Raw genomic sequence first — 23,974 nt, 5'->3', positions numbered from 1 at the left:
GCCCCGATAGAAGTGGAAATCCTTTTGTGTCCGCCGCGGCGGACACAAAAGATTACTTCACTTAGTTTTTATTTTATTTCGGAGTTCAGTGAACTTCGTTTGTAACGGATAGCGGGATTAGCTCCTGAAAAAAGATTTGGTTTTATCATAGAAATCACAAATTTGGGTAAATTATATTTTAATCAAAATGAAAAAAAATCAACTGGAAATAGCGTGTTTCAATTACCAATCGGCATTGATTGCAGAGGAAAGTGGTGCAGACAGAATTGAGTTGTGTGAAAACATGCAACTTGGCGGAACTACGCCAAATGCTGTTTTGGCGGTAAGAGTTCGTGAAAAATTATCGATTAAAATGCATGTTATTATAAGACCTCGCGGTGGAGATTTTGTATATACTGATGAAGAATTTGTAGAAATGAAGCAGGATATAAAACACCTTAAAAAATTAGGTATTGACGGCTTTGTTTTTGGGATTTTAAGTCCTGACGGAAGCGTTAATAAAATGCAAAACAAGGAATTAGTCAATTTGGCGAGTCCGCTTTCCTGTACTTTTCATCGTGCTTTTGATAGTGTGAATTCGATAGAACAGGCTCTCGAAGATGTTATCGATTGTGGTTTTCAAACTATCTTAACATCGGGACGTGGAAAAAATGTCGAAGAAGGAATCGATGATTTAGAAATGATTCAGAAACTTGCCCGAGACCGAATTGAGATTATGCCCGGAGGAGGTTTGCGATCTTCGAATATTAAATTATTACAGGAAAAATTAGAACCTACTTTTTTCCATTCATCAGCGATTACAGATAATTCTGAAACTGCAAATCCCGAAGAGATAAAAGAATTGCGAAATTTTTTATAAGCAATGCATAAAATAAGAAAAGCCTGAAGTTGGCAAACTCCAGGCTTTTCTTTTCTACAAGAACTATTAAAATCTACTAGTAAAAGTGGGATTAAAACATTCCGCCGCCACCTTTATTAGTGTTGTCTTCTCTTTGTTTACGCTCAAGATTTTTAATTTTTGCTCCACCAAAATTATAGGTTAATCCTAAATAAACGGTTTGGCTTTCCCATGTAAACTGTCCTGCCTGAGGATAAGGATACATCGTATCAAAAGCATATTTCATAGTATTGAATACGTCATTAAAACGTAAACTAATGTTCATCTTGCTGTCTAACAATGTATAACGCGAACCTATGTCCATTTTGTACATTTCATGGTTATTATTTTGCAGTCCATCAACAGCACCTCTGTAAAATCCGAATAATAAGAAGCTTAAACGCTTGTTTACTTTAAAGTTTGAGTTCATACGACCGTTAAATGCTGCAACGGTAACTTTTCTTTCAATAGGGTTGCTAATTTTTGTTGCCGGATCATATAAAAACACAACTCCCTGCTGATTGATACTTGAGAAATCAATAGATGGAGAGATGTCCCACCATTTTGTAATTTTATAATTGAATGAAACTTCGAAACCGTAAGAAGTATTATGATCATAATTGGTAAAAGTCATGATCTGTTTGTTGCCACTTGGATCTGTATCGTCCGGATATAAAATTCTACTAATTTGGTCGTTGATGCTTCTATAGAATACGCCTGTTGTAAAACTTCCTTTTTCGAAAGTTTTAGTATAATTTACTTCTACTGAGTTCGTAAATTGAGGTCTCAATTCAGGATTTCCTAATGAAGTTACTAACGGAGTAGAAAATTCACGAATAGGTTTTGTCTGCTCTAAACTCGGGCGGTCTACACGACGGCTATAGCTAAATTGGAAAGTATTTTTCTCATTCAAATTATAAGTGAAATAAGCTGATGGATATAAAGTGATATAATCATCATCAAATTTTTCAAGACCGTGATTTAAATTAGCGGCTACTTTATAGCTTTCGAAACGAGCTCCTAACTGGTAACTGAATTTTTTAAATTTCTGTCCAAAAGTTACATAAGCCGAGTAAATATCTGTATCATAAGTATAATTAGAAACCGGAATTTCTGCTAATGGGTTTCCTGTAGTATAATCGTTATCCGTTTTAGTAATTCTGGCTTCGGCACCTGCTTCAAGAGTAGTTTTCTCGTTTAGCGGATTTACGTAATCAACATTCAAAGTGCTTAATTTACGAGTACCTCTGATATAGTCATCATAAATTACGCTATTTTTAGTATTGTCAATTTTTGTTGACTGAGTATCAAAAGAAGCATATTGAGTTTCTTTGTTATCGCTGTAGTTTCCTTCAACATCCAAAGTATGACCTTCTTTTTTAAAGATATGCTTGTATGCTAAATTGTAAGTCCCAACCTGATCCGGACCTGTGTATTTAGATTTTTGAAAAACATTTAGTAAATCAGAATCAGCTACATTATTATAATCAATGTTGGTATCTACAAAACCTTTTCCGTTAGATTTATTTTGATTGGTATAAAATGATAAAGTATTGTGATCATCGATTAAATAATCCATTCCAATTTTATACAAGTAAGAATCGTTGTCGTTTTTAATGTCTAAATTTTGAGTAATATCCTGATCTAATCTGTTGATATGTCCTTCATTAAAATAAGTTCCAAAATTCTGACCTACGTTACCAAAGAAATTCACTTTTCCTGTTTTATAATTCAGGTTCAAAGACTGGTTGTATTTTGCTGTTTCACCAAAAGTGATTCCGCCACTGTAACTTCCGTTAAAACCAGTGTTGGCATTTTTATGCAAAACGATATTAATAATTCCCGACATTCCTTCAGGATTGTACTTCGCACTTGGATTGGTGATTAATTCAATTTTTTTGATCGAAGTTGATGGAATTTGTTTTAATAATTGAGCAGGATCAATATTTGATGGTCTACCGTCAATTAGTACACGAACATTATCGTTTCCACGAAGTGAAAGTTTTCCGTCCTGATCTACATTTACAGATGGAATATTGTTCATAATGTCAGATGCAGAAGCTCCTGCAGTTGTCAAATCCTTTCCAACAGTAATTACTTTTCTATCAATTTTTTGTTCTATTGTCGAACGATCGCTTACAATATTTACACCTTTAAGCTGAGTTGCTTCCTCTTCAAGAGCAGCGTTAATTGTAGCTGATTTTTTATTGTCGCTTAAAATTACTGAACCAACGTATTTTCTAAATCCAATGTATTGAATCTCGATAGTATAACTTTTTAAAGCCAAGTTTTTAATCGAAAAGCTTCCATTATCATCTGTATTTACTCCCGTAACTACTTTTCCGTTGTCTTTGATGGAGACTGTGGCGTAAGAAATAGGCGCATTATTCGATTTTTCGGTAATTTTCCCGGACACTGTTCCCGTGTTTTGGGCCTGTGTTGTTGCAATTACCCCCAGTAATGCAAACAGAAAGAATTTTAGTTTCATAATGATGTAATGATTATTTTGATTTGATTGATGATGATGATTTGTTTTTTTGTTTTTGTTTTTTGCTTCAAAATGAATTCAAAGTCCCTATTAAGACTCTTTTATCATCGATATGTTACAGAAAAAAATAAAAAATATTTTGTTTTTTTTAAGATGGTCTGTTTTTTAATAGATTAGCATTTTAATTTTTTGATAATTTTAACAATCAGAATAAAGGGCTTTTTAAGAAATTCAAATTGTTTTGTTCTATTTTATATGTTTTTCATTTTCTGTAATTGATGAATAAGCAGTATCTTTGCTCACTTTAAAAATAAGTTTACATGTCATTATCACAAATTCTTACTCCTTCTATACAAAAAGCTATACAAGCATTATTTGATGTTACTGTTGATAAAATCGAATTTCAAACTACCAGAAAAGAGTTTGAGGGCGATATTACAATGGTAATCTTTCCTTTACTAAAAGTGATCAAAAGCAATCCTGTAGAATTAGGAAATAAAATAGGGAATTATTTAGTCGAAAATCTTTCTGAAGTATCACGTTTTAACGTTGTTTCGGGCTTTTTGAATATTGTAATTGCCGATAGTTATTATTTGAATTTCTTTAATGAAATAAGAGACAACCAAAAGTTTGGATATGTAACTCCAAATCCGGAGGACAAAGCCATTATGGTCGAATATTCTTCGCCAAATACCAATAAACCTTTACATTTAGGTCACGTTCGTAACAATTTGTTAGGATATTCTGTAGCCGAAATTATAAAAGCTTCGGGTAAAAAAGTGTACAAAACGCAAATCATTAACGATCGTGGAATTCATATCTGTAAATCGATGCTTGCATGGCAAAAATTCGGAAATGGTGAAACTCCTGAAAGTTCAAACTTAAAAGGGGATAAATTAGTTGGTAAATATTATGTAGAGTTTGATAAAGCTTATAAAGTCGAAATCAATCAATTAGTAGAAACCGGTAAAACCGAAGACGAAGCAAAAAAACAAGCTCCAATTATTATTGAAGCTCAGGAAATGCTTAAAAAATGGGAATCTGGAGATGAAGAAGTTATTTCACTTTGGAAAATGATGAACCAATGGGTCTATGACGGTTTTGCTACAACTTACACCAATCTTGGAGTTAATTTTGATAAATATTATTATGAAAGTAATACCTATTTATTAGGAAAAGATGTAGTTCAGATAGGTCTTGATAGTGGTGTCTTCGAAAAAGATCCTGACGGTTCTGTTTGGATTGATTTGACAGACGAAGGTCTGGATCGTAAAATTGTACTGCGTTCTGACGGAACTGCGGTTTATATGACGCAGGATATTGGTACAGCAATTCAGCGTGTAAAAGATATGCCGGATGTTGGCGGAATGGTTTATACCGTTGGTAACGAACAGGATTATCACTTTAAAGTATTATTCCTCATCCTGAAAAAATTAGGTTTTGACTGGGCTTCAAGCCTGTATCACTTATCATACGGAATGGTTGATTTACCTTCCGGAAAGATGAAAAGCCGTGAAGGAACTGTTGTAGATGCAGATGATTTGATGCAGGATATGACCGATACCGCGCAACAAATTTCTGAAGATTTAGGAAAATTAGACAGTTATTCGGCTGAGGAAAAAGCGAAATTGTACAAAACAATTGGTCTTGGTGCTTTAAAATATTACATCTTAAAGGTAGATCCTAAAAAACGTATTTTGTTTAATCCAGAAGAATCTGTTGATTTTGCCGGAAATACTGGACCGTTTATTCAATATACATATGCCAGAATTCAATCGATAATCCGTAAAGCCGATTTTGATTTTTCTGCTATAACAAATACCGAAGAATTACACGAAAAGGAAAAAGAATTGGTAAAACAAATCGAACTTTTCCCGGAAGTAATTCAAAATGCAGCTCAAAATCACAGCCCTGCTTTAATTGCAAATTATACTTATGATTTGGTAAAAGAATACAATTCATTTTATCAATCGGTACATATATTAGGAGAAGTAGATTTGACTAAAAAGATATTCAGAGTGCAGCTTTCGCAGAAAGTAGCCGAAGTCATTAAATCAGCGTTTACATTACTAGGAATTGAAGTTCCGGAAAGAATGTAAATTTCTTAAATACTTAAAAGTTTAAAAAGCCAATAGTTGCAAAACTATTGGCTTTTATTGTTACTAATAAAACGTATTGTTCCTTTTTAAAGGATTGTGCTGTAATATTTTTGCAAAAAATAATATCTTTTAATGTTTATTAAACTTGAATAAATGAACAGTCTAAAGTTCGATTACTTGAATATGTAGTCTTAAAATATTTCCTAATATTTATTTTTATCTATTTTGAATTAGTACACTATTTAGTGAAAATGATAAAAGGATCACCGTCTGAAATTGATTTTTTAGACGTTTTTTTTTATGTCGCTAATTAAAGTTTTTTAAAAGATGTCAATGCATCTCAATATTAATACTAAAGTCAAAATTTTTTAATTTTTTGTCAGATTTTGATTTTTTGTAATAATTCTTACAAGTTGTTGCTTTTCCTTCCTAAGCAATGTAAAATCAATTATTTAATAGCATCTAATTTTGTTAAAAGTAGTAAATGGATTACTTTTTAGTGTGTTAAAAAAATTAAAAATCTTGTTAAAGTTGTATTAATTTGATAAGTTGCGCCAAAATAATTCAAAATTTAAACAATGAAACAAAAAATTAAAGGGTTGTTACTACTGATTGTTGTACTGAGTTCTCAGTTGTTTTTTGCACAAGAACGAGTTATTTCGGGAACTGTGTCAGATGCGTCTGCACCGGTACCTGGGATAAATGTTATCGTCAAAGGAACGAAGAATGGTGTACAGACAGATTTTGATGGTAAATATTCAATCAAAGCAAAAACCGGAGATGTTCTTTTATTTTCCTATGTAGGTATGCAGGATGTTACTATTACTGTTGGCGCTTTCTCAGTAGTAAATGCAAAGATGAAGGAAGTTGGAAAAGAGCTGGATGAAGTTGTTGTTGTAGCTTTTGGTACTCAGAAGAAATAGGAGATTACTGGAGCTGTTGCAAAGGTAGATTCAAAAATGTTAGAAAACTCACAATCTTCTAATGCTGTTCAATCACTAACTGGTAAAGTTGCGGGAGTTCAAATTAGTTCAAATTCAGGTCAGCCTGGAGATCCGCCGCAAGTAAGGTTTAGAGGGATTGGTTCTATTTCATCTTCGAATGCTCCTTTATATGTAGTAGACGGCGTGCCTTTTAACGGAGATATAAATTCAATAGCAACTCAGGATATAGAGTCAATTAGTTTTCTAAAAGACGCATCTTCGAATGCATTATATGGAAGCAGAGGTGCAAATGGAGTTATCATTGTAACTACAAAAAAAGCTAAAAAAGGACAATTAAAGGTTACTTATGAAACTAAAATAGGAGTTAACTCAAGATCTGTGCCTGAATATGATATGATTACTGATCCGGGAGATTATTATAAGACGGTTTATAATAGAATAAAAAACGGATTGATTTATAAAGGTACTACACAGGCAGCTGCATCAAATATTGCGGCCCAAAACCTTATAAATGGTGATTCATATTCGTTAGGCTATAACAATTATAATGTAGCAGATAATCAGGTAATAAATCCTGCAACCGGAGAAATAAATCCTGATGCTAAATTACTGTACAATGATAATTGGGCAAAAGAATTATTTCGTAATTCTTTTAGACAAGAACATTATTTAAGTATATCGTCAAGTACAGATAATCTTAGCTCGTATTTATCATTGGGTTATTTATCTGATGATGGATATACAATAAATTCTGGTTTTGATAGAGCAACTTTAAGAGCTAATATAGATTATATTATTTCAAGCAAAGTTAAAGTTGGTGCAAATGTAAATTATGCACATACCAATCAAAAGGCACCTATTTCTCAAGTATCATCAAATACCTATAGTAATTTATTTAACTGGGCTAGGAGTATAGCACCAATTTATACAATATGGCAAAGAGACACTAATGGTAACATGATTTATAATGCAGATGGATCTAAAGCTTATGAATTTAATAAATCAGGAAACAGACCTTATGGCTCAAATATGAATCCGTATGCTACCACTTTATTAAACACAAACTTAAATGAAGAAAATAAATTTGGAGCTAGAGCATATATTTCTATTGATTTCTTGAAAGATTTTAATTTTAGATATAATCTTGGTTATGATTTATTATCAGGTTATTATGTAAATACAGCAACTGGATTTGGTGGAGACGCAGAAGGTGTAAATGGTAGAATTGGTACAGCAACAAAAAATAATTATACATTAACAAATCAGCAATTGATAACATGGAAAAAAACTTTTGGTTCTCATAGTCTGGATGTTTTGATAGGTCATGAGTCTTCGGATTATACTTCAAAAATGTTAGCGGGACAAAAAAACAATATTATTATTCCTGATTTAACAAATATTAGTAACGCTACAACTTATAGTTATCTAGATGGATATAACGACTTATATAAAGTTGAAGGTTATTTTTCTAGAGTAAACTATAATTATAAAAATAAGTATTTTTTTAATGGTAGTTACAGAAGAGACGGGTCGTCTGTATTTGCACCGGAGAATAGATGGGGTAATTTTTATGGTTTTGGAGCGGCGTGGTCTGTAATGAAAGAATCATTTTTTCCGAAAACCAAATGGATTACGGATTTAAGAATAAAGGGAAGCTACGGAGAACAAGGAAATGATAATATTCAATATCCTAAAACTTCACAAATTAATCATAGGAGTTATTTTGGTAGTTTGAGAAATTATTATGCTTATGAAACACAATATGAAATTCTTCCTGATGCTGAGGGTAACGCAAGTGTATTATACGTTTTTGATGCTCAAAGAGATGTGAAGTGGGAAAAATCAAAAAATCTTAATGTTGGATTTGATATTGTATTGTTTGACAGAATTTCATTTGAAGCTGAATATTTTGAAAGAAATGTAAGTGACCTAATTTATAATTTCCCAATTGGACCTTCAACGGGAACTCAGTATGTTTCAAAAAATATTGGAGATATGAGTAACAAAGGAGTTGAAATCAATTTAGGTTTGGATATCATTAAAAAAGAGAAAATCGATTTTAATATTTGGGCAAATGCTACGCATTACAAGAATAAAATAACATCATTACCAGCGGCTTTTAATGAGGGTATATCTCGTTTTGAAGAAGGCGCCCCGGCTTACTCTTATTTCCTTAAAGAATTTGCTGGAGTTGATAAAACAAATGGAGATGCATTGTGGTACAAGGATGAAAAAGATGCTAGTGGAAAATTAACTGGAAATAAATTAACGACTAATGTTTACGGAGATGCAACTACATATTTAAGCAGTAAAGATGCCAACCCTAATATATATGGAGGATTTGGAACTTTATTTAGATTTAGAGATGTTACTTTTCAGGCCAGTTTTGCTTATCAAATGGGCGGATATATGTATGATGGAGTTTACCAAAATGCAATGTATTCTGGCTCTGACAACATAGGTCAAAATTATCACAAAGACGTTAATAAGGCGTGGACAGTTGACAATCCAAATTCAGATATTCCAAGAATTGATCACATATCTACTTTTCAAATGACAACATCTGATTACTTTTTAAGTAAGTCTGATTATTTAAGTCTGCAGGATGTCTCTATATCTTATGATTTTAAGAATATGGCACTTAAGAATTTGGGTGTTCAATCAACTAAATTTAGTTTAATGGGATCAAATTTAGCTTTATGGTCTAAAAGAAAAGGAATGGATCCAAGATTAAATAATATTGGAGAAAGATCCAACAACGGTCAGTCTTTAAATGTTTATGGTGTCACAAAAACCGTATCGTTTGGTTTAACAGTTAATTTTTAAATTATGAAAAAGATAGTAGTAATAGCACTTTGTGTTGTACTTTTTACAAGTTGCGAAAAAGATTTTTTGGATACAATACCAAAATCTACAATAAATGGCGACCAGCTTGCAACCTCTGCCTCGGCGAATCAGGCATTAATAAGTGGAATTTATGCAGCATTAAGATCCTATGGCCTTTCAATACCGGGAAGTCATGAAGATTATGGACATAAATCTGTTCTTTCAGCAATGGATATGATGTCTAATGACATGCTTATGACGAAATCAAGCTGGTACTCAAATTTTTATAATTATTTAGGAAGACAGCAAACTAATACTAGATCTAGATTAGTTTGGGTTACTTATTATTCTCAAATTAAAGCTGCTAATACCGTCTTAATAGCGATACCTTCTGGTACAACAGATCAAGAATTAAAAATGATTAGAGGACAGGCTTTAGCATTAAGAGGGTATTTCTATTTTATGCTCGCTCGTACTTATGGCCCTACATACGTAAATAACGATTCGGAATTATGCGTACCTCTTTATAAAGAAGTAGCGTTGGAAGGAAAGGCAAGATCAACTGTTAATGAAGTATATACTGTAATTGAAAGTGATTTGCAAGAATCAATTGAATTATTAAAAGATTATAAGCGTTTAAATAATGATTCAGTTGATCGTAGTGTTGCTCAGGCATTTTTAGCACAAGTCTATTTGGAAATGGGAAAATATTCAGAAGCGGCAAACACAGCACATTTAGCAAGAGAAAATTATACTTTGCTTAGTGAAGCAGAGTGGTTGTCTGGTTTTTCAGTAACAAAATCAAATGAAACGATGTGGGGAGCAACATTGAATTCTTCCATTTCAACTTTTGTGGCAAATTTCTTTAGTCACTTTGATAATACAAATCCTTCTGGTTATGCAGGTGGAAATGGAATTTTCAAAAATATTGATAAAAGATTATATGAAAATATTTCAAATACTGATTTTAGAAAAAAAGCTTTTGTTGGTCCAGATGGAAATGAGGTTTATACAAAGCTTCCGGTATATGCTAATATAAAATTTAGAGATCCAACAATTGATGGGGGTAGTTATATTTATTTAAGATCATCTGAAATGTATTACATAGAAGCTGAAGCTCTTGCTAGATCTGGAGACGAGGCAAATGCAAAGAAAGTATTGTATGAAATAACTGTAACTAGAGATCCTGCTTATGTTTTATCTACTAATTCCGGAAGCAATTTAATTAATGAAATTATTCTTCAAAAGAGAATTGAATTGTGGGGTGAAGGTTGTGCTTGGTATGATATGAAGCGTTTGGGAGTTCCTCTTGTAAGAGATTATTCAGGTACAAATCATCCAGAGTTTGGTAGATTTAATATTCCCGTAGGAGATAATAAATTTATTTTTCAAATGCCACAAGCGGAGATCGATGCAAATCCTTTAATGGTTCAAAACCCATTGTAATGTTCTTAAATAATAGGGCGATAATCCTCAAAGTTTACCGACTTTTTAAATTAATTATTTTAAAATATTCCTATTGTTAACATAGAAACTCATGTGACTATTTAAAAAAACGAGAAGCCGAAAATCGTAAGAGTAGGCAAAAAACTTAAAAAACTAAAAAATGATTAAAAGATCTTTTTTGACACTAATATTTCTTTTACTATGTTGTAAAATGAATGCGCAAGAATTAATTTCGCCTTCTTATGGGTTTTCTCATAGTAAAACAGCTTATATAACGTTGGCAGATGGAACAGAAATCAACGGAACGATCAAAGACATTGATAGAGATAAAGGACTAATTGAGTATATCAAATTACAAGATGGTACAGGCAAAAAGCATAAACTGAAACCAAAAGATATTAAGTTTATGTATTTGCCGCCAAGCGGACTTGATAATTTAGGTAAAAAAATGAGTTTTGCGTCAAATTTTAAAAAATGGAATGATCAAAAATTAAATGAAGATTTTTTAAATCAAGGTTACGCTTATTTTGAAACAGCAGATGTAAAAGTTAAAAAGAAAGACAGTAAATTACTAATGCAGCTTCTTAATCCTACATTTAGCAAAGAATTCAAAGTATACTGTGATCCTTATGCTAAGCAAACGACTTCATTAGGAGTTGGAGGTGTTAAATTTTTGGGAGGAGATTTAAAATCATATTATGTGGCTAAAAAAGATTCTCCAGCATTTCTTTTAAAGAAAAAAGATTATAAAAAAGAGTTTGTTCCATTGTGGGGAAGTTGTGACAAAGTAATTTCTGAATATAAAGAAATCATATGGACTGACTTAGTGAAACACATTATCACATATTCTGAATGCGTGGATCCAAGTTAATATTCTCGCTAGTAAAGAGTTTCGAAACATTATAGTTAATTACAAAAAAAGCCGATAGTCCTAAAACTATCGGCTTTTTTATAACTAACACAAATATTTTTATTTTACAAATTTGTCGATAATAGCATCTGATTCTGCTTTTGTAGCAGTTGGTTTTAAATCGAACAAAAGAGAGTAAAGAGCTTTTCTATCTACTTTAGCTTCCAGGTTTAAGTCTTTATGTCTGTCAAAAAGCGTTTGCCATTTGTCACGAACATTTTTCCAAAGCGCATTATTTTCCTTCCACCATTTTTGTCCTGCGATACATTTAATGTCTGCTACTTTAGTGTAAACATCCATACCTTTTTCTTGCGCTAACAAAACATCTTTTCCGCTTTCATCGCGAATCAATTTATCATTGTCTTGCTCATGGTTCCATCCTGTAGCAGTAATTTCGTGAATGTTTCTTCTTTTTAAAACATTATAGTCATTACGTTTTGTTTGCTCTCTTCTAGGTAGAGGAGCATCAGCAACGTTTGCCCAATAATCTTGTCCGTCTACGTGTACCCATGTAGATGATCCTTCATAACGCGGACTATCGTCTACCTGATATACTTTTTGAGTCCATTGACCTTTTACGGCTTTTTTGTCCAGTTTTTTATATTTCCAGGAACTTCCTTTGTCGAATGAGTATAAATCAGTGTTTTCATATAACCAATCTTGTCTCCATTGTTTGATGATCATATCGTCACTTACGATTAATAAGTGTTGCATTACAATTTTATTAGGAGTGTCTTCTAATAGCTCTACCCATTCTAAAGCAGATTCATGTTTCGTTTCTGAAGGTTTGTAAGTAAGAGAATCTTTAGGATATTGAAAAGTTTCTGTAAAATTAAACTTCACTTCGTAGCAACCGCACATAGATTTGATTGATTTAATGTCTTGTTGCTTTTTATCCTGACTGAAACCAAGGCTACAAGTCAAAGCCATAACGGCTGAAAAATAGAGGTTTTTTGAAATCATAACTTATTTTTTTGTTTTTTTAATTTTCGCAAATATATATAATTTATTTAGAACAAATAAAAATAGTTTATATATTTGCACCATTATTAAGACTGAATAAAAATAATGAAAATAAAATTTACCCTTTTTGCAGTTATCCTTTTTTCTCAGATTTCTGTTGGACAGGAAATGCAAAAAGATAGTACTAAGACAAATGAATTGTCGGAGGTAACGGTTACAACAGCTACAAGAACCGAAAGAGTACTTTCGTCTTTGCCGTTACCTATGACAGTTATTACATCTGAAGCAATTATAAAATCAGGAGTTACAAGATTAAATGAAATTCTAAACGAACAAACGGGAATTATTTTAATTCCGGATGAAAGCGGGTTTGAAGGTGTTCAGATTCAGGGTTTAGATGCGGCATATACCATGATTCTTATTGATGGAGTTCCTCTTGTAGGTAGAAGTTCAGGAGTTTTGGATTTATCAAGAATATCTGTTGGAAATATAGAGAGAATCGAAATTGTAAAAGGAGCGTCATCGGCGTTGTACGGTTCAGAAGCAATGGGCGGAGTAATCAACGTAATTACAAAAAGACCTAAAAAAGATATGTTTTCAGGTAATCTTTCTTATCGATACGGTACTTTTAATACCAATGATGCAAACGCTAATTTACTTTGGAAAAAGAAAAAATTTGCTGCCAATTTATTTGCTAATTTTTATTCGACCGACGGATTTGACTTAGATAAAAGTACATGGTTAAAGAATGTAGAAAAATATCATAATACCACAATTCAGCCTAAAATATATTACGATTTTTCAGAAAACCTTAAACTAACTTTTAGTAATCGTTTTTTTAATCAAAAGATCGATAATAGAGCTTTAATTGAATCTGAAAGATATGAAGGTGATGCAAAAGAAAATGAGTGGAACTCGCAAATTAAAGTAGAACACAGATGGAATTCCAGATTATACTGGGAATACGAATTATATGCGACCAATTATAAAAATGATGCATTTTTGAATAATCCGGATAATGTACTTTTTGATAAAACCTATTACAATCAGTGGCTTGTAAGACCAGAAATAAGAACAACCTGGTCTATAAATAAAGATAAATTAACAGCAGGAGCCGGATTGAATTACGAAACTTTAGATCGTACTTATTTTGCTAGTAATGTAAAGTTTAATTCGCAATATGTTTATCTGCAATATGATTATAATCCTACCGAAAAATTAAATATTCTTGCCGGATTCAGATATGATAATCATAGCGAATATGCATCACAATTTAGTCCAAAATTAGCCGTAAATTATAAATTCACTAACAGTTTTTCTCTTAAAGGTTCAGTAGGATACGGGTACAAAGCACCAGATTTCCGTCAGTTGTATTTTGATTTTACAAATCCATCAGTAGGATATACTGTTTTAGGATATAATGTAGCCGAAGCCCGATTAGATGAATTTGCAAACCAGGATTTACTTTCGTTTCGAGTAGCGGGAATCAATTTTGATGAACCCCTGAAGCCGGAAAGCTCTATCAATTTTAATTTTGGAGGATATTATAAAAAAAACAAACTTAAAATAGAACTAAATGCTTTCTACAATACTATAAGCGATTTAATTGATACAGGTGTTGTTGCTACCAAAAAAAATGGACAAAACATTTTTAGCTACTTCAATTACAGTAAAGTTTTTACTTATGGTTTAGAGTTTAATTCTGCTTATGATTTTACGAAAGAATTTTCAGTTTCGCTTGGCTACCAATATTTAACTGCCAAAGACAAATCAGTTGTTGATAATTTTGAAGAGCATCAATATATCAGGAATTCTGATTTGCAAACAATTAAAATTGATAAATCAGACTATTTCGGTTTATACAACAGATCCAAACATACTGCCAATATTAAATTTGCTTATGCCATCCCGTCAATTAAAACAGACATCAACTTGCGTGTTCTTTATCGAAGCAAATACGGACTGTTTGACACCAATGGAAACGGAATTCTCGACAATTACGACAATTTTATAGGAGATTATTTTATAGCAAATTTATCAGCCTCAAAATACATTATGGATAAATTCATGCTTCAGGCCGGAGCTAATAATTTATTTGATTACACAGATCCTGGCCAAATTCCTAGTCTTTCAGGAAGGCAGATTTATGCACGAATTCAATACAATTTTTAAAAATCAACAATTATTTAAATACCATTACTATGAAAACAAATTTTTTAAAACTTTCGCTTTTAGCACTAGTACTTTTTACTGCATCTTGTAGCAGTGATGATGATAAAGACACAACTACTGAAGTAGTTGTAACAACAAAAGTTTCAGATCTTAATGCTCCACAAACAGGAGGAGGACAAGCAGGAGCGGCGAGTGGTGAATTTACGAGATTCAGTTTCTCTGAAAACAAAATTGTTACTACCGACAAATGGGATATCGCTTTTCGTGGAACGGTTATTATTGTAAACGGAGGAGTTAAAGTCAACGTTGATGATTCAGGTGAACCAGCAAGAACAGGATCTGGAGCTATTAGTACTGTTTCTAACACTTTTGGAGCTGTGACGACATTTCCTGCAGCAAGTACTTTTAAACAAGATGCAGCTACAGTTTACTCAATTCCTGCAGTAGCCGGACAAGGATGGTATAATTATGCAAACACTATAATTTCTCCTATTGCAGGAAAAGTTTTTGTTGTTAAAACTCACGATGGAAAATACGCAAAATTTGAAATCTTAAGTTATTATAAAGGTGCACCAGCAACTCCAGCGGCAGATTCTACACCAAGATATTATACTTTTAATTTTGCTTACCAAGCAAATAGTACTACAACATTCTAAGAAAATATTTAAGAGGTATAATATACTCTTCGTAATAGTTTCGTAATGAAAACAAAATTATTCATGCTGATTTTAGTGGAACTGAAGACTTTGGTTTTAAGCTTTGAGAGCCAATATTATATCATACAATACATTAAAATTTAGTTAATCATTAACTTTGTTTTTTTTATTTTTTTTTGATAAAGAGGTTAGATTCATCTAGCCTCTTTTTTTGTTTTATTTTAATGAAAAAAATAATTCATAAATTAATGTTTAATTCTATCTTTGCACATACTTTTTTATAAGGAAATGGCAGAAAATTTTGATAAAAAAAATTAGTTAATCCTTTCTTCAAATTTATAACTACTAGTGAATACAAAATCTTATTTTTTTCAGTCTTTTGCAATTGTAGCATTGGCATTCGTGGCTTTCATTGGATTTAAACAAATCTTACCTGATAAAATTTTTCCGGATAGTAAAGTAGATTCTAAAAACGTACTTATTGATAGTTTGCTTTTAGAATCTGTAGCAAACGATTCGTTGGCGCTAAAAGGAGACAGTATTTCTGAAAGTGAAAAAAAGGAAGCAGGAGAAAAAATTACTTTTGGTGCTGCTGAGGGAATCGAATTTCCATCTGAAACTTTTGATAATTATAAAGGATATCAATACCTAATTTCTTTTTATGAAAAATTATATCAGCTTGAAAAGAATCCACAAGCCAAAGTAAGGATCGCTTATTATGGAGATTCCATGACAGACGGAGATTTGATCGTGCAGGATGTTCGATCGAATTATCAGGAACGTTTTGGCGGTAACGGTGTTGGTTTTGTTTCGATAACTTCAGAATCTGCAGCTTCCAGAGGATCTGTTAAATCTACTTATTCTAAAAACTGGAAAACACTATCGTATTTAAATATCAAAAATCCTATTAGTCCATTTGGAGTAAACGGCCATGTGTTTTTTGCAAATGATAAAGCAAATACAACCTGGGTTCAATACGAAGCAGGTCTTAATAAATACGCAACAACTTTAGATAATCCAACATTATATTATGGAAGATCGTCTAAAAAAGGAAATGTGAATTTTATTATAGGAAAAGATACTTTACGAAAAAGTCTTGTCCCAAACAATTTGATCAATACCTTAAAAGTAAGCTCAGGAAGTATAAAAGCATTCAAAGCTAATTTCATTCATGCCGATTCAATTCCTATTTATGGCTTTAATTTTGATAACGGAATTGGGGTTCACGTTGATAATTTCTCACAAAGAGGAAATTCAGGATTGCCAATTTCGATGTTCAATGCCAATGTAATGCAGGGATTCAATAATAGCTTAAAATACGATTTGGTTATTTTGCATTACGGAACCAACGTTTTAAATTACGGAACCAAGAATTATTCATGGTATCAAAGAGGAATGACAAAAGCGGTGAATAAAATAAAAGAATCTTTTCCGGGAGTTTCTATTTTGATTATTTCAACAGCTGATAAGTCTACAAAATATGATATGGAAATGAAAACAGATTCTGCCGTTGTGCCTTTAATGAAAGCTCAAAAAAGATATGCACTCGAAACCGAATCCGGATTTGTGAATCTGTATACTTTAATGGGAGGCGACGGATCTATGGTAAAATGGGTAGATGAATCGCCGGCAAAAGCCAATAAAGATTACACACACTTTAACCAGCGCGGAGCAAAAGCTATAGGTAAATTATTATACGATCAATTGAATAAAGGTTACGAGCAATATAAAGCATTGCGAGAAAATAGAGAAACTGACGTTAATAAGCGGAAAGCCGTCAGGAAAACAAATACAGATTCCGTTTCTGTAAAAAATGATAGCGTAAATGACTAGATTAATAATTTTCTTTTGTTGCCTTTTTTTCGCAACAAACGATAAAATGCAAAAGCCAGATCCAATACCAATAACAAAAAACATGATTCATAAAGTCGATACAGCAGCAGTTGATTCTTTTTCTGAGGATGGAATCTATAATGCAAAAGTCTTAAAGCGTTTTTTTGAGAAATTAAAAGAAAACGAGGATCATAATAATCAAAAAATAAGTATTGTACATATTGGCGATTCTCATATTCAGAGTGATTTAATGACCAATGAAATCAGGCTTAATCTTCAACGAAAGTTTGGTAATGCCGGTAGGGGATTGGTTTTTCCTTATCAATTAGCCAAAACAAATGGTTCTTATAATGAGCGTTTCTATTCGAACAGAGCATGGGAAAACTATAGAAACATTCATCCTTTCAAAAATGTTCCTGTTGGTTTAAGCGGAATAGCATTATGGAGAGATAATGGTGGTTTTGCAATCGAATTACATATCAAAGAGGCAAATTTTAAGTTTAATACCATTCATGTTATTACGCCTAAAAACGAGAATATGTTTGATTTGGCTACATCATCCCAAACCAAAACGATTCAGTCAACAGAGCGAAAAGTGATTACCCATAAAATTAAAAAAGGCGAAGCGATCTCGACAATTGCCGATAAATATAATATCTCGATTGCCGAAATTAAACGAGAAAATCATCTAAAATCAAATAACATCCGCGCGGGCAGAACGCTAAAGATTTTAACGAATGAAACAAAGCCTAAAAATATTACAAGTTCAGCGTTTGTTTCCTTAGACCTCGAATCTGATTCTTTTTCTCATTCGTATCACTCGGATAAAGCATTGGATAAAATTTTTCTGATCCCGAATAAAAATGCCGACAAATATGCACTTAACGGAATTGTTCTTGAAAAAGATGCGCCTGGAATCATGTATAGCGGAATAGGCGTAAATGGAGCAAAATTCTCAGATTATAATAAGTATCCTTTATTCTTTGAGCAACTAAAAGCTTTACATCCTGATATGTTGGTTCTTTCCTTTGGAACAAATGAAAGCTACGATCACATGGAAGCTTTGGCTTATATCGAACAAATTCGTCTATTTATTAAGAAAGTGAAAGAGCAGAATATAAATGTCCCAATAATTATTAGTACGCCAGCACCTTCTTTACTTAAAGGAAGAAGAACTAATACTTACATATTCGATTATGCGAGAAGTATAATTCAAATGGCCGAAACGGACAATGTTGCTGTTTGGGATTTATATGATGAATTTGGTGGAATGCATGGAATCCAGCAGTTAAAATCTCAAGGATTGATAGGGCCCGATTGGGTTCATTATTCTAAAAAAGGATACGAAAAACAAGGAGACTTGTTTACAGAGGCGTTTTTAAAAGCATACGATAATTTTAAATTAAAAAAGTAAGTTGATTACAATAGATAACATAAATAATTGGTTTGTTCAAAATTTCGGTGCAGTTACTTTAGAACAGGCTAAAAGTTGGTTTATATACAATCCCGAAGAAAAACTATTGTTTAATACCGGTTTATTCTTAGGATTGTTTCTCGTGTTTTATTTTGTGTATGCTTTTTTACGCAAAACATTTTATTTGAGATTAACATACGTTATTCTCTTCTCGCTTTTCTTTTATTATAAGTCAAGCGGAATTTACTTTTTGCTATTACTGCTTTCCTCAGTTGTAGATTATGGCTTGAGCCAAATTATTTATCGAGAAGCAAAAGACAGCCGAAAGAAAATTTATTTGGTTATCAGTGTAATCCTGAATTTGGGGTTATTGGGGTATTTCAAATACATGAATTTCATGATCGTAACATTCAATGATATGTTTCATGGCAATTATAAGCTTCATGATATTTTCCTTCCTGTTGGTATTTCGTTTTACACTTTTCAGTCGATGAGCTATATTATCGAGATTTATCGTGAAGAAATCAAGCCAACAAAAAACTACATCGAATATCTATTTTTCGTTTCGTTTTTCCCGCAGTTAGTTGCCGGACCAATCGTTAGGGCAAAAGACTTCTTGCCACAGATTTATCAAAAGCTAAATCTGACCAAGCAAGATGTAAACAACGCTTTGTTTTTGATTATTGGTGGATTAATCAAGAAAACCGTAATTTCAAATTACATCTCGATAAACTTTGTTGACCGTGTTTTCGATACGCCAATGAATTATACATCGTTCGAAAATTTAATGGCATCTTACGGATACGCTATTCAAATTTATTGCGACTTTTCAGGATACTCAGATATGGCAATCGGAATCGCTTTGTTATTAGGATTCAAATTACCAGCCAACTTTAGAACGCCATATAAATCAACATCCATTACAGATTTCTGGAGAAGATGGCATATTTCCTTATCAACCTGGTTAAAAGATTTCTTGTATATTTCTATAGGAGGAAATCGAGAAGGAACTTTCGCGGGATTTTTATTCCCAAGTTTATTCTTCTTCGGATTATTGCTTTGGGGAATGTCAAATATAAACGAGAGTTTTATTCCGTTAGGTATAGCAATTGGTGCAATCATATTATTCTCTTTGACATTTTTACTTTCAAAGAAAAAACATCAAACATTGGTAACCAATTTCAATTTGTTTACCACAATGCTTTTAGGAGGATTATGGCATGGAGCCGGAGCACAATTCATTGTTTGGGGAGCTTTACACGGATTAGCATTAGCGGTTCATAAAATCTTCATGGAATTTTTCCCATCCAAAAAAGAAGGTAAAGGTTCCAATTTCTTATGGACATTTTTCTCAATCGTAATTACATTCCATTTTGTAGTTTTTTGTTGGATCTTTTTCCGCGCCAGAGATTTTGAAACAGCCTTACAGGTCATCAACAATATTGGTCAGTTAACATTCGAACCAGAACATTGGCAAGCCATTATATTAGGATATAAAAATGTATTCTTATTGATGCTTTTTGGATACGTTTGGCATTTCTTGCCAGAAGTGATCACATCAAAAATGAAATTTGTTTTCGATAAAACCCCATTAATAGGAAAGGCAATTATCCTTGGTTTCGTTTACTGGATAGTGTACGCTACAGCCGTTGCAGGTTCACAGCCGTTTATTTATTTCCAATTTTAAAAAAAAGGTTCAAAGGTTCATAGCCACAAAGGCACAAAGTCGCAAAGTTTTTTATATTCTTTGCGACTTTGCGTCTTTGCGAGTAAAAACATTGCGTTCTTTGCGTAAAACTTAGCGAACTTAGCGGTTAAAAAACACAACGCAAACGATAAACTTTGTGCCTTTGAGCTTTCGTGGCAAAAAGCAAACTTTGCACTTAAATAAAAATTGCCTGAAATACCTAATTAGATTATCTTTGCACTTCAAATAAAGAAAAAATTATGTTTGATAATTTAAGTGATAAGTTAGATAAAGCCTTCCATATATTAAAAGGGCACGGTAAAATTACAGAAGTAAACGTAGCCGATACCTTAAAAGAAGTTCGTCGTGCCTTATTAGATGCCGATGTTAACTTTAAAATTGCTAAAGATTTTACCACCAAAGTAAAAGAAAAAGCGATAGGTCAGGACGTTTTAACAACACTTCAGCCAGGACAATTATTGGTGAAGTTAGTAAAAGACGAACTAACCGAATTAATGGGTGGTGATGTTGCCGGAATCAATCTTTCCGGAACTCCTAGTGTTATTTTGATGTCAGGACTTCAGGGTTCTGGTAAAACAACTTTCTCTGGTAAACTTGCCAACTTCTTAAAAACAAAGAAAAATAAAAAGCCACTTCTTGTAGCGTGTGATATCTACCGTCCTGCGGCGATTAATCAGTTGCATGTTGTTGGAGATCAAATAGGCGTTGAGGTTTACTCAGAGCCGGATAATAAAAATCCTGTAGAGATTGCTCAAAACGCAATCAAACATGCAAAAGCAAACGGTTTCAATGTAGTAATTGTCGATACAGCCGGACGTTTAGCAGTAGATCAGGAAATGATGGACGAAATTGCTCGTGTTCATAAAGCAATTCAGCCACAAGAAACCTTGTTTGTTGTAGATGCAATGACAGGACAAGATGCTGTAAATACAGCAAAAGCCTTCAACGATATCTTAAACTTCGACGGAGTTATCCTAACCAAATTAGATGGAGATACTCGTGGTGGAGCCGCAATTTCGATTAAATCGGTTGTAAACAAACCAATCAAATTTGTAGGTACAGGCGAAAAGATGGAAGCAATTGATGTTTTCTATCCAGATCGTATGGCCGAGCGTATCTTAGGTATGGGAGACGTTGTGTCTCTTGTAGAAAGAGCGCAGGAACAATTTGACGAAGAAGAAGCCAGAAAACTTCAAAAGAAAATCGCTAAAAACGAATTCGGTTTTGATGATTTCTTAACGCAGATTCAGCAAGTAAAAAAAATGGGTAATATGAAAGACCTGGTTGGAATGATACCGGGAGCTTCAAAAGCCATGAAAGACGTAGAAATAGAAGATGATGCCTTTAAACATATCGAAGCCATCATTCACTCGATGACACCAATCGAAAGAAGCAAGCCGGCCATAATCGACGTAAAAAGAAAAGCCAGAATCGCTAAAGGTTCCGGAACCAAAGTCGAGCAAGTAAATCAGTTAATGAAGCAATTCGACCAAATGAGCAAAATGATGAAAATGATGCAAGGTCCGGGCGGAAAAAACCTGATGAAAATGATGGGAGGCATGAAAGGAATGCCAGGCGGAATGCCAAGATAAAAAAATAAGAAAAAAGTTTCAAGTTTAAAGTTTCATGTTCGAGACTAAAACTTGAAACTTTTTTCGATAAATATATATGCGTTTCGCTTGTAACGTGAAACCTGAAACTTTAAACTTGAAACAAAAACAATGCAACTACTAGACGGTAAAAAAACAGCTGAAGACATTAAAAACGAAATTGCAGCCGAAGTTCAATCGATAAAAGATGCCGGAGGAAAAGTACCTCATTTGGCAGCCGTAATCGTTGGTACAAACGGGGCAAGTTTAACTTACGTAGGAAGTAAAGTAAAATCTTGCCAGCAAATTGGCTTCGATTCAACTTTAGTAAGTTTACCCGAAGATATTACCGAAGAAGCTTTACTGGCAAAAATCAAAGAACTAAACGAAGATGATGATCTTGATGGTTTCATCGTTCAGTTACCGTTACCAAAACATATCGACGAGCAAAAAATCTTATTAGCAATCGATCCTTATAAAGACGTTGATGGTTTTCACCCAACAAACTTCGGAAGAATGGCTTTAGAGATGGAAAGCTTTATTCCTGCAACGCCATTCGGGATCATGCAATTACTAGAGCGTTACAACGTAGAAACTGCCGGAAAACATACCGTAGTAATTGGTAGAAGCCACATTGTAGGCCGACCAATGAGTATTTTAATGAGCCGTAAAGGAAATCCTGGAGATTCAACCGTTACGCTAACACATAGCCGAACTAAAAATTTAGCCGAATTCACTAAAAATGCAGATATCATTATCACCGCTTTAGGAGTTCCTGAATTCTTAAAAGGAGATATGGTTAAAGACGGCGTTGTAATTATAGACGTTGGAATTACTCGTGTAGACGATGCATCAAACCCAAAAGGTTACGTTATAAAAGGTGACGTTGATTTTGACGAAGTAAGCAAAAAATCATCTTATATCACACCGGTTCCAGGTGGAGTAGGGCCAATGACAATTGCAATGTTGCTTAAAAATACACTTTTAGCAAGAAAAATGAGAAGCGCCAAAAAATAATTCTTTTCAAATAAAAATAAACAAAGCCTATTCAATCGAGTAGGCTTTCTTGCGTTATATACTTTGGGCGTGACCGTATTTACAAAAGGCGCTACTTAACATGCCGCTTATGTGCGCCTTTCGTAAATACGGTCGGGCTATCCACGCTACTTCGGTAGCCAGCTCCTATCCCTCACGCAACTTTATGTTCATTCATGAAGTCCATCAAAATTATAAGTATTTAAATCGCTATTCGAATTTATGATGTAGTCCCATCGGGACGATATATTTATAGATATCTATGAATTTTGTCTTTCAGAACCCCATCGGGGTGGCATATAAAAATTTAAGTTAAGTCGACTTCATAAAAAAAAATCAATTTTCTATTTGTCAATTCAAAATAAAATATAACTTTGCATTACAAAGTACTTTATTTATGAATCAGAAGCACCAAGAAGATTTAGCACACATTCGTTCCATGATGGAGCGCTCTTCAAGATTTATATCCCTAAGCGGACTCTCAGGAGTTTTTGCGGGTCTGTCGGCTTTAATTGGCGGATTGTACGTTTTTCAATTATTCAAAGCAAATGGCATTGAGTATTTCGACGCACAACAAATTATCATTCCGGCTAGTTTAGTGTCTCAATTGTTTTTTACTGGGATTGTTATTCTAGCTTTCGCTTTTGTTTTTGGACTAACCTTTACGATCAGAAAAAGCAGAAAATACGATTTACCAATCTGGACATCGGCTACAAAAAATATGTTGTTCAATTTAGCAATTCCTCTTTTGGCAGGAGGTATTTTTTGTCTGGCACTTTTGCGCCATGAACTTTATGGCTTAATTGCTCCGGCAACTTTAATTTTTTATGGTTTAGCACTTGTAAACGCAGAGAAGTACACATTTTCAGATGTTAAATACTTAGGCTTCTGCGAATTAATTTTAGGATTTGTTTCTCTTTTTTATATCGGGTATGGTTTAGTTTTTTGGATCGTAGGTTTTGGTATTTTGCATATCTTGTACGGACTAATAATGTTCAAAAAATATAAATAATC

16 protein-coding genes are annotated in these 23,974 nt (G+C 33.1%); 14 read left to right on the top strand and 2 right to left on the bottom strand.

Annotation, left to right across the window (positions count from 1 at the left end; all coding sequences use genetic code 11):
* Positions 1-187: 187 nt before the first annotated feature.
* Positions 188-859 (top strand): copper homeostasis protein CutC, encoded by a 672-nt coding sequence (locus LNP81_RS01515; protein ID WP_230032936.1) that lies wholly within the window; start codon positions 188-190, stop codon positions 857-859.
* Between the two features lie 91 nt (positions 860-950).
* On the opposite strand, the gene LNP81_RS01510 is transcribed toward LNP81_RS01515, so the two are convergent.
* Positions 951-3,365 (bottom strand): TonB-dependent receptor, encoded by a 2,415-nt coding sequence (locus LNP81_RS01510; protein WP_230032935.1) that lies wholly within the window; start codon positions 3,363-3,365, stop codon positions 951-953.
* Between the two features lie 320 nt (positions 3,366-3,685).
* Here LNP81_RS01510 and argS point away from each other — a divergent pair, with 320 nt between their 5' ends.
* From argS to LNP81_RS01485, 5 genes are all read left to right on the top strand, one after another.
* Entirely contained in the window at positions 3,686-5,464 is a 1,779-nt protein-coding gene (gene argS, locus LNP81_RS01505; protein WP_230032934.1) for an arginine--tRNA ligase, read from the top strand.
* Between the two features lie 578 nt (positions 5,465-6,042).
* Positions 6,043-6,387, top strand: a complete 345-nt coding sequence (locus LNP81_RS01500) for a carboxypeptidase-like regulatory domain-containing protein (RefSeq protein ID WP_230032933.1) — start codon at positions 6,043-6,045, stop codon at positions 6,385-6,387.
* A 3-nt stretch (positions 6,388-6,390) separates the two neighbouring features.
* Positions 6,391-9,234, top strand: coding sequence for a SusC/RagA family TonB-linked outer membrane protein (locus LNP81_RS01495; protein ID WP_346432752.1), 2,844 nt, complete (start codon positions 6,391-6,393; stop codon positions 9,232-9,234).
* A 3-nt stretch (positions 9,235-9,237) separates the two neighbouring features.
* Positions 9,238-10,680 (top strand): RagB/SusD family nutrient uptake outer membrane protein, encoded by a 1,443-nt coding sequence (locus LNP81_RS01490; RefSeq protein WP_230032929.1) that lies wholly within the window; start codon positions 9,238-9,240, stop codon positions 10,678-10,680.
* Positions 10,681-10,840: 160 nt separating this feature from the next.
* Positions 10,841-11,551, top strand: a complete 711-nt coding sequence (locus LNP81_RS01485; RefSeq protein ID WP_230032927.1) for a YgdI/YgdR family lipoprotein — start codon at positions 10,841-10,843, stop codon at positions 11,549-11,551.
* A gap of 99 nt (positions 11,552-11,650) precedes the next feature.
* Here the strand turns inward: LNP81_RS01485 and LNP81_RS01480 are convergent, their stop codons facing one another.
* The gene (locus LNP81_RS01480; protein ID WP_230032926.1) at positions 11,651-12,553 is read right to left on the bottom strand and encodes a DUF6607 family protein; all 903 of its coding nucleotides are present in this window, start codon (positions 12,551-12,553) and stop codon (positions 11,651-11,653) included.
* A 105-nt stretch (positions 12,554-12,658) separates the two neighbouring features.
* Here LNP81_RS01480 and LNP81_RS01475 point away from each other — a divergent pair, with 105 nt between their 5' ends.
* The 8 genes from LNP81_RS01475 (at position 12,659) to LNP81_RS01440 (ending at position 23,972) form a co-directional block, all read left to right on the top strand.
* Positions 12,659-14,725, top strand: coding sequence for a TonB-dependent receptor plug domain-containing protein (locus tag LNP81_RS01475; protein ID WP_230032925.1), 2,067 nt, complete (start codon positions 12,659-12,661; stop codon positions 14,723-14,725).
* A 29-nt stretch (positions 14,726-14,754) separates the two neighbouring features.
* The gene (locus tag LNP81_RS01470) at positions 14,755-15,381 is read left to right on the top strand and encodes an HmuY family protein (RefSeq protein WP_230032923.1); all 627 of its coding nucleotides are present in this window, start codon (positions 14,755-14,757) and stop codon (positions 15,379-15,381) included.
* A 348-nt stretch (positions 15,382-15,729) separates the two neighbouring features.
* Entirely contained in the window at positions 15,730-17,214 is a 1,485-nt protein-coding gene (locus LNP81_RS01465) for an SGNH/GDSL hydrolase family protein (RefSeq protein ID WP_230032922.1), read from the top strand.
* Positions 17,215-17,260: 46 nt separating this feature from the next.
* Positions 17,261-18,628, top strand: a complete 1,368-nt coding sequence (locus tag LNP81_RS01460; RefSeq protein WP_230032921.1) for a LysM peptidoglycan-binding domain-containing protein — start codon at positions 17,261-17,263, stop codon at positions 18,626-18,628.
* A gap of 1 nt (position 18,629) precedes the next feature.
* The gene (locus LNP81_RS01455) at positions 18,630-20,315 is read left to right on the top strand and encodes an MBOAT family O-acyltransferase (protein ID WP_230032920.1); all 1,686 of its coding nucleotides are present in this window, start codon (positions 18,630-18,632) and stop codon (positions 20,313-20,315) included.
* A gap of 260 nt (positions 20,316-20,575) precedes the next feature.
* Positions 20,576-21,928: a signal recognition particle protein gene (gene ffh / locus LNP81_RS01450; RefSeq protein WP_230032919.1), complete on the top strand. Its 1,353-nt coding sequence runs from the start codon at positions 20,576-20,578 to the stop codon at positions 21,926-21,928.
* 129 nt (positions 21,929-22,057) lie between these two features.
* The gene (locus tag LNP81_RS01445; RefSeq protein WP_230032917.1) at positions 22,058-22,942 is read left to right on the top strand and encodes a bifunctional 5,10-methylenetetrahydrofolate dehydrogenase/5,10-methenyltetrahydrofolate cyclohydrolase; all 885 of its coding nucleotides are present in this window, start codon (positions 22,058-22,060) and stop codon (positions 22,940-22,942) included.
* 415 nt (positions 22,943-23,357) lie between these two features.
* On the top strand, positions 23,358-23,972 hold the full coding sequence (locus LNP81_RS01440) for a hypothetical protein (protein ID WP_230032916.1): 615 nt from the start codon (positions 23,358-23,360) through the stop codon (positions 23,970-23,972).
* Positions 23,973-23,974 lie beyond the last annotated feature (2 nt).

Origin of the sequence: Flavobacterium piscisymbiosum, from assembly GCF_020905295.1 — a bacterium.
GTDB lineage: Bacteria > Bacteroidota > Bacteroidia > Flavobacteriales > Flavobacteriaceae > Flavobacterium > Flavobacterium piscisymbiosum.
The sequence above is the reverse complement of the archived record's forward strand: the minus strand, read 5'-3'. Positions and strand labels throughout refer to the sequence as shown.

Coding starts and splice junctions, on each gene's coding strand:
- LNP81_RS01515 (WP_230032936.1), top strand. CDS start 188: ATGAAAAAAAATCAACTGGAAATAGCGTGTTTCAATTACCAATCGGCA.
- LNP81_RS01510 (WP_230032935.1), bottom strand. CDS start 3,365: ATGAAACTAAAATTCTTTCTGTTTGCATTACTGGGGGTAATTGCAACA.
- argS (WP_230032934.1), top strand. CDS start 3,686: ATGTCATTATCACAAATTCTTACTCCTTCTATACAAAAAGCTATACAA.
- LNP81_RS01500 (WP_230032933.1), top strand. CDS start 6,043: ATGAAACAAAAAATTAAAGGGTTGTTACTACTGATTGTTGTACTGAGT.
- LNP81_RS01490 (WP_230032929.1), top strand. CDS start 9,238: ATGAAAAAGATAGTAGTAATAGCACTTTGTGTTGTACTTTTTACAAGT.
- LNP81_RS01485 (WP_230032927.1), top strand. CDS start 10,841: ATGATTAAAAGATCTTTTTTGACACTAATATTTCTTTTACTATGTTGT.
- LNP81_RS01480 (WP_230032926.1), bottom strand. CDS start 12,553: ATGATTTCAAAAAACCTCTATTTTTCAGCCGTTATGGCTTTGACTTGT.
- LNP81_RS01475 (WP_230032925.1), top strand. CDS start 12,659: ATGAAAATAAAATTTACCCTTTTTGCAGTTATCCTTTTTTCTCAGATT.
- LNP81_RS01470 (WP_230032923.1), top strand. CDS start 14,755: ATGAAAACAAATTTTTTAAAACTTTCGCTTTTAGCACTAGTACTTTTT.
- LNP81_RS01460 (WP_230032921.1), top strand. CDS start 17,261: ATGCAAAAGCCAGATCCAATACCAATAACAAAAAACATGATTCATAAA.
- ffh (WP_230032919.1), top strand. CDS start 20,576: ATGTTTGATAATTTAAGTGATAAGTTAGATAAAGCCTTCCATATATTA.
- LNP81_RS01445 (WP_230032917.1), top strand. CDS start 22,058: ATGCAACTACTAGACGGTAAAAAAACAGCTGAAGACATTAAAAACGAA.
- LNP81_RS01440 (WP_230032916.1), top strand. CDS start 23,358: ATGAATCAGAAGCACCAAGAAGATTTAGCACACATTCGTTCCATGATG.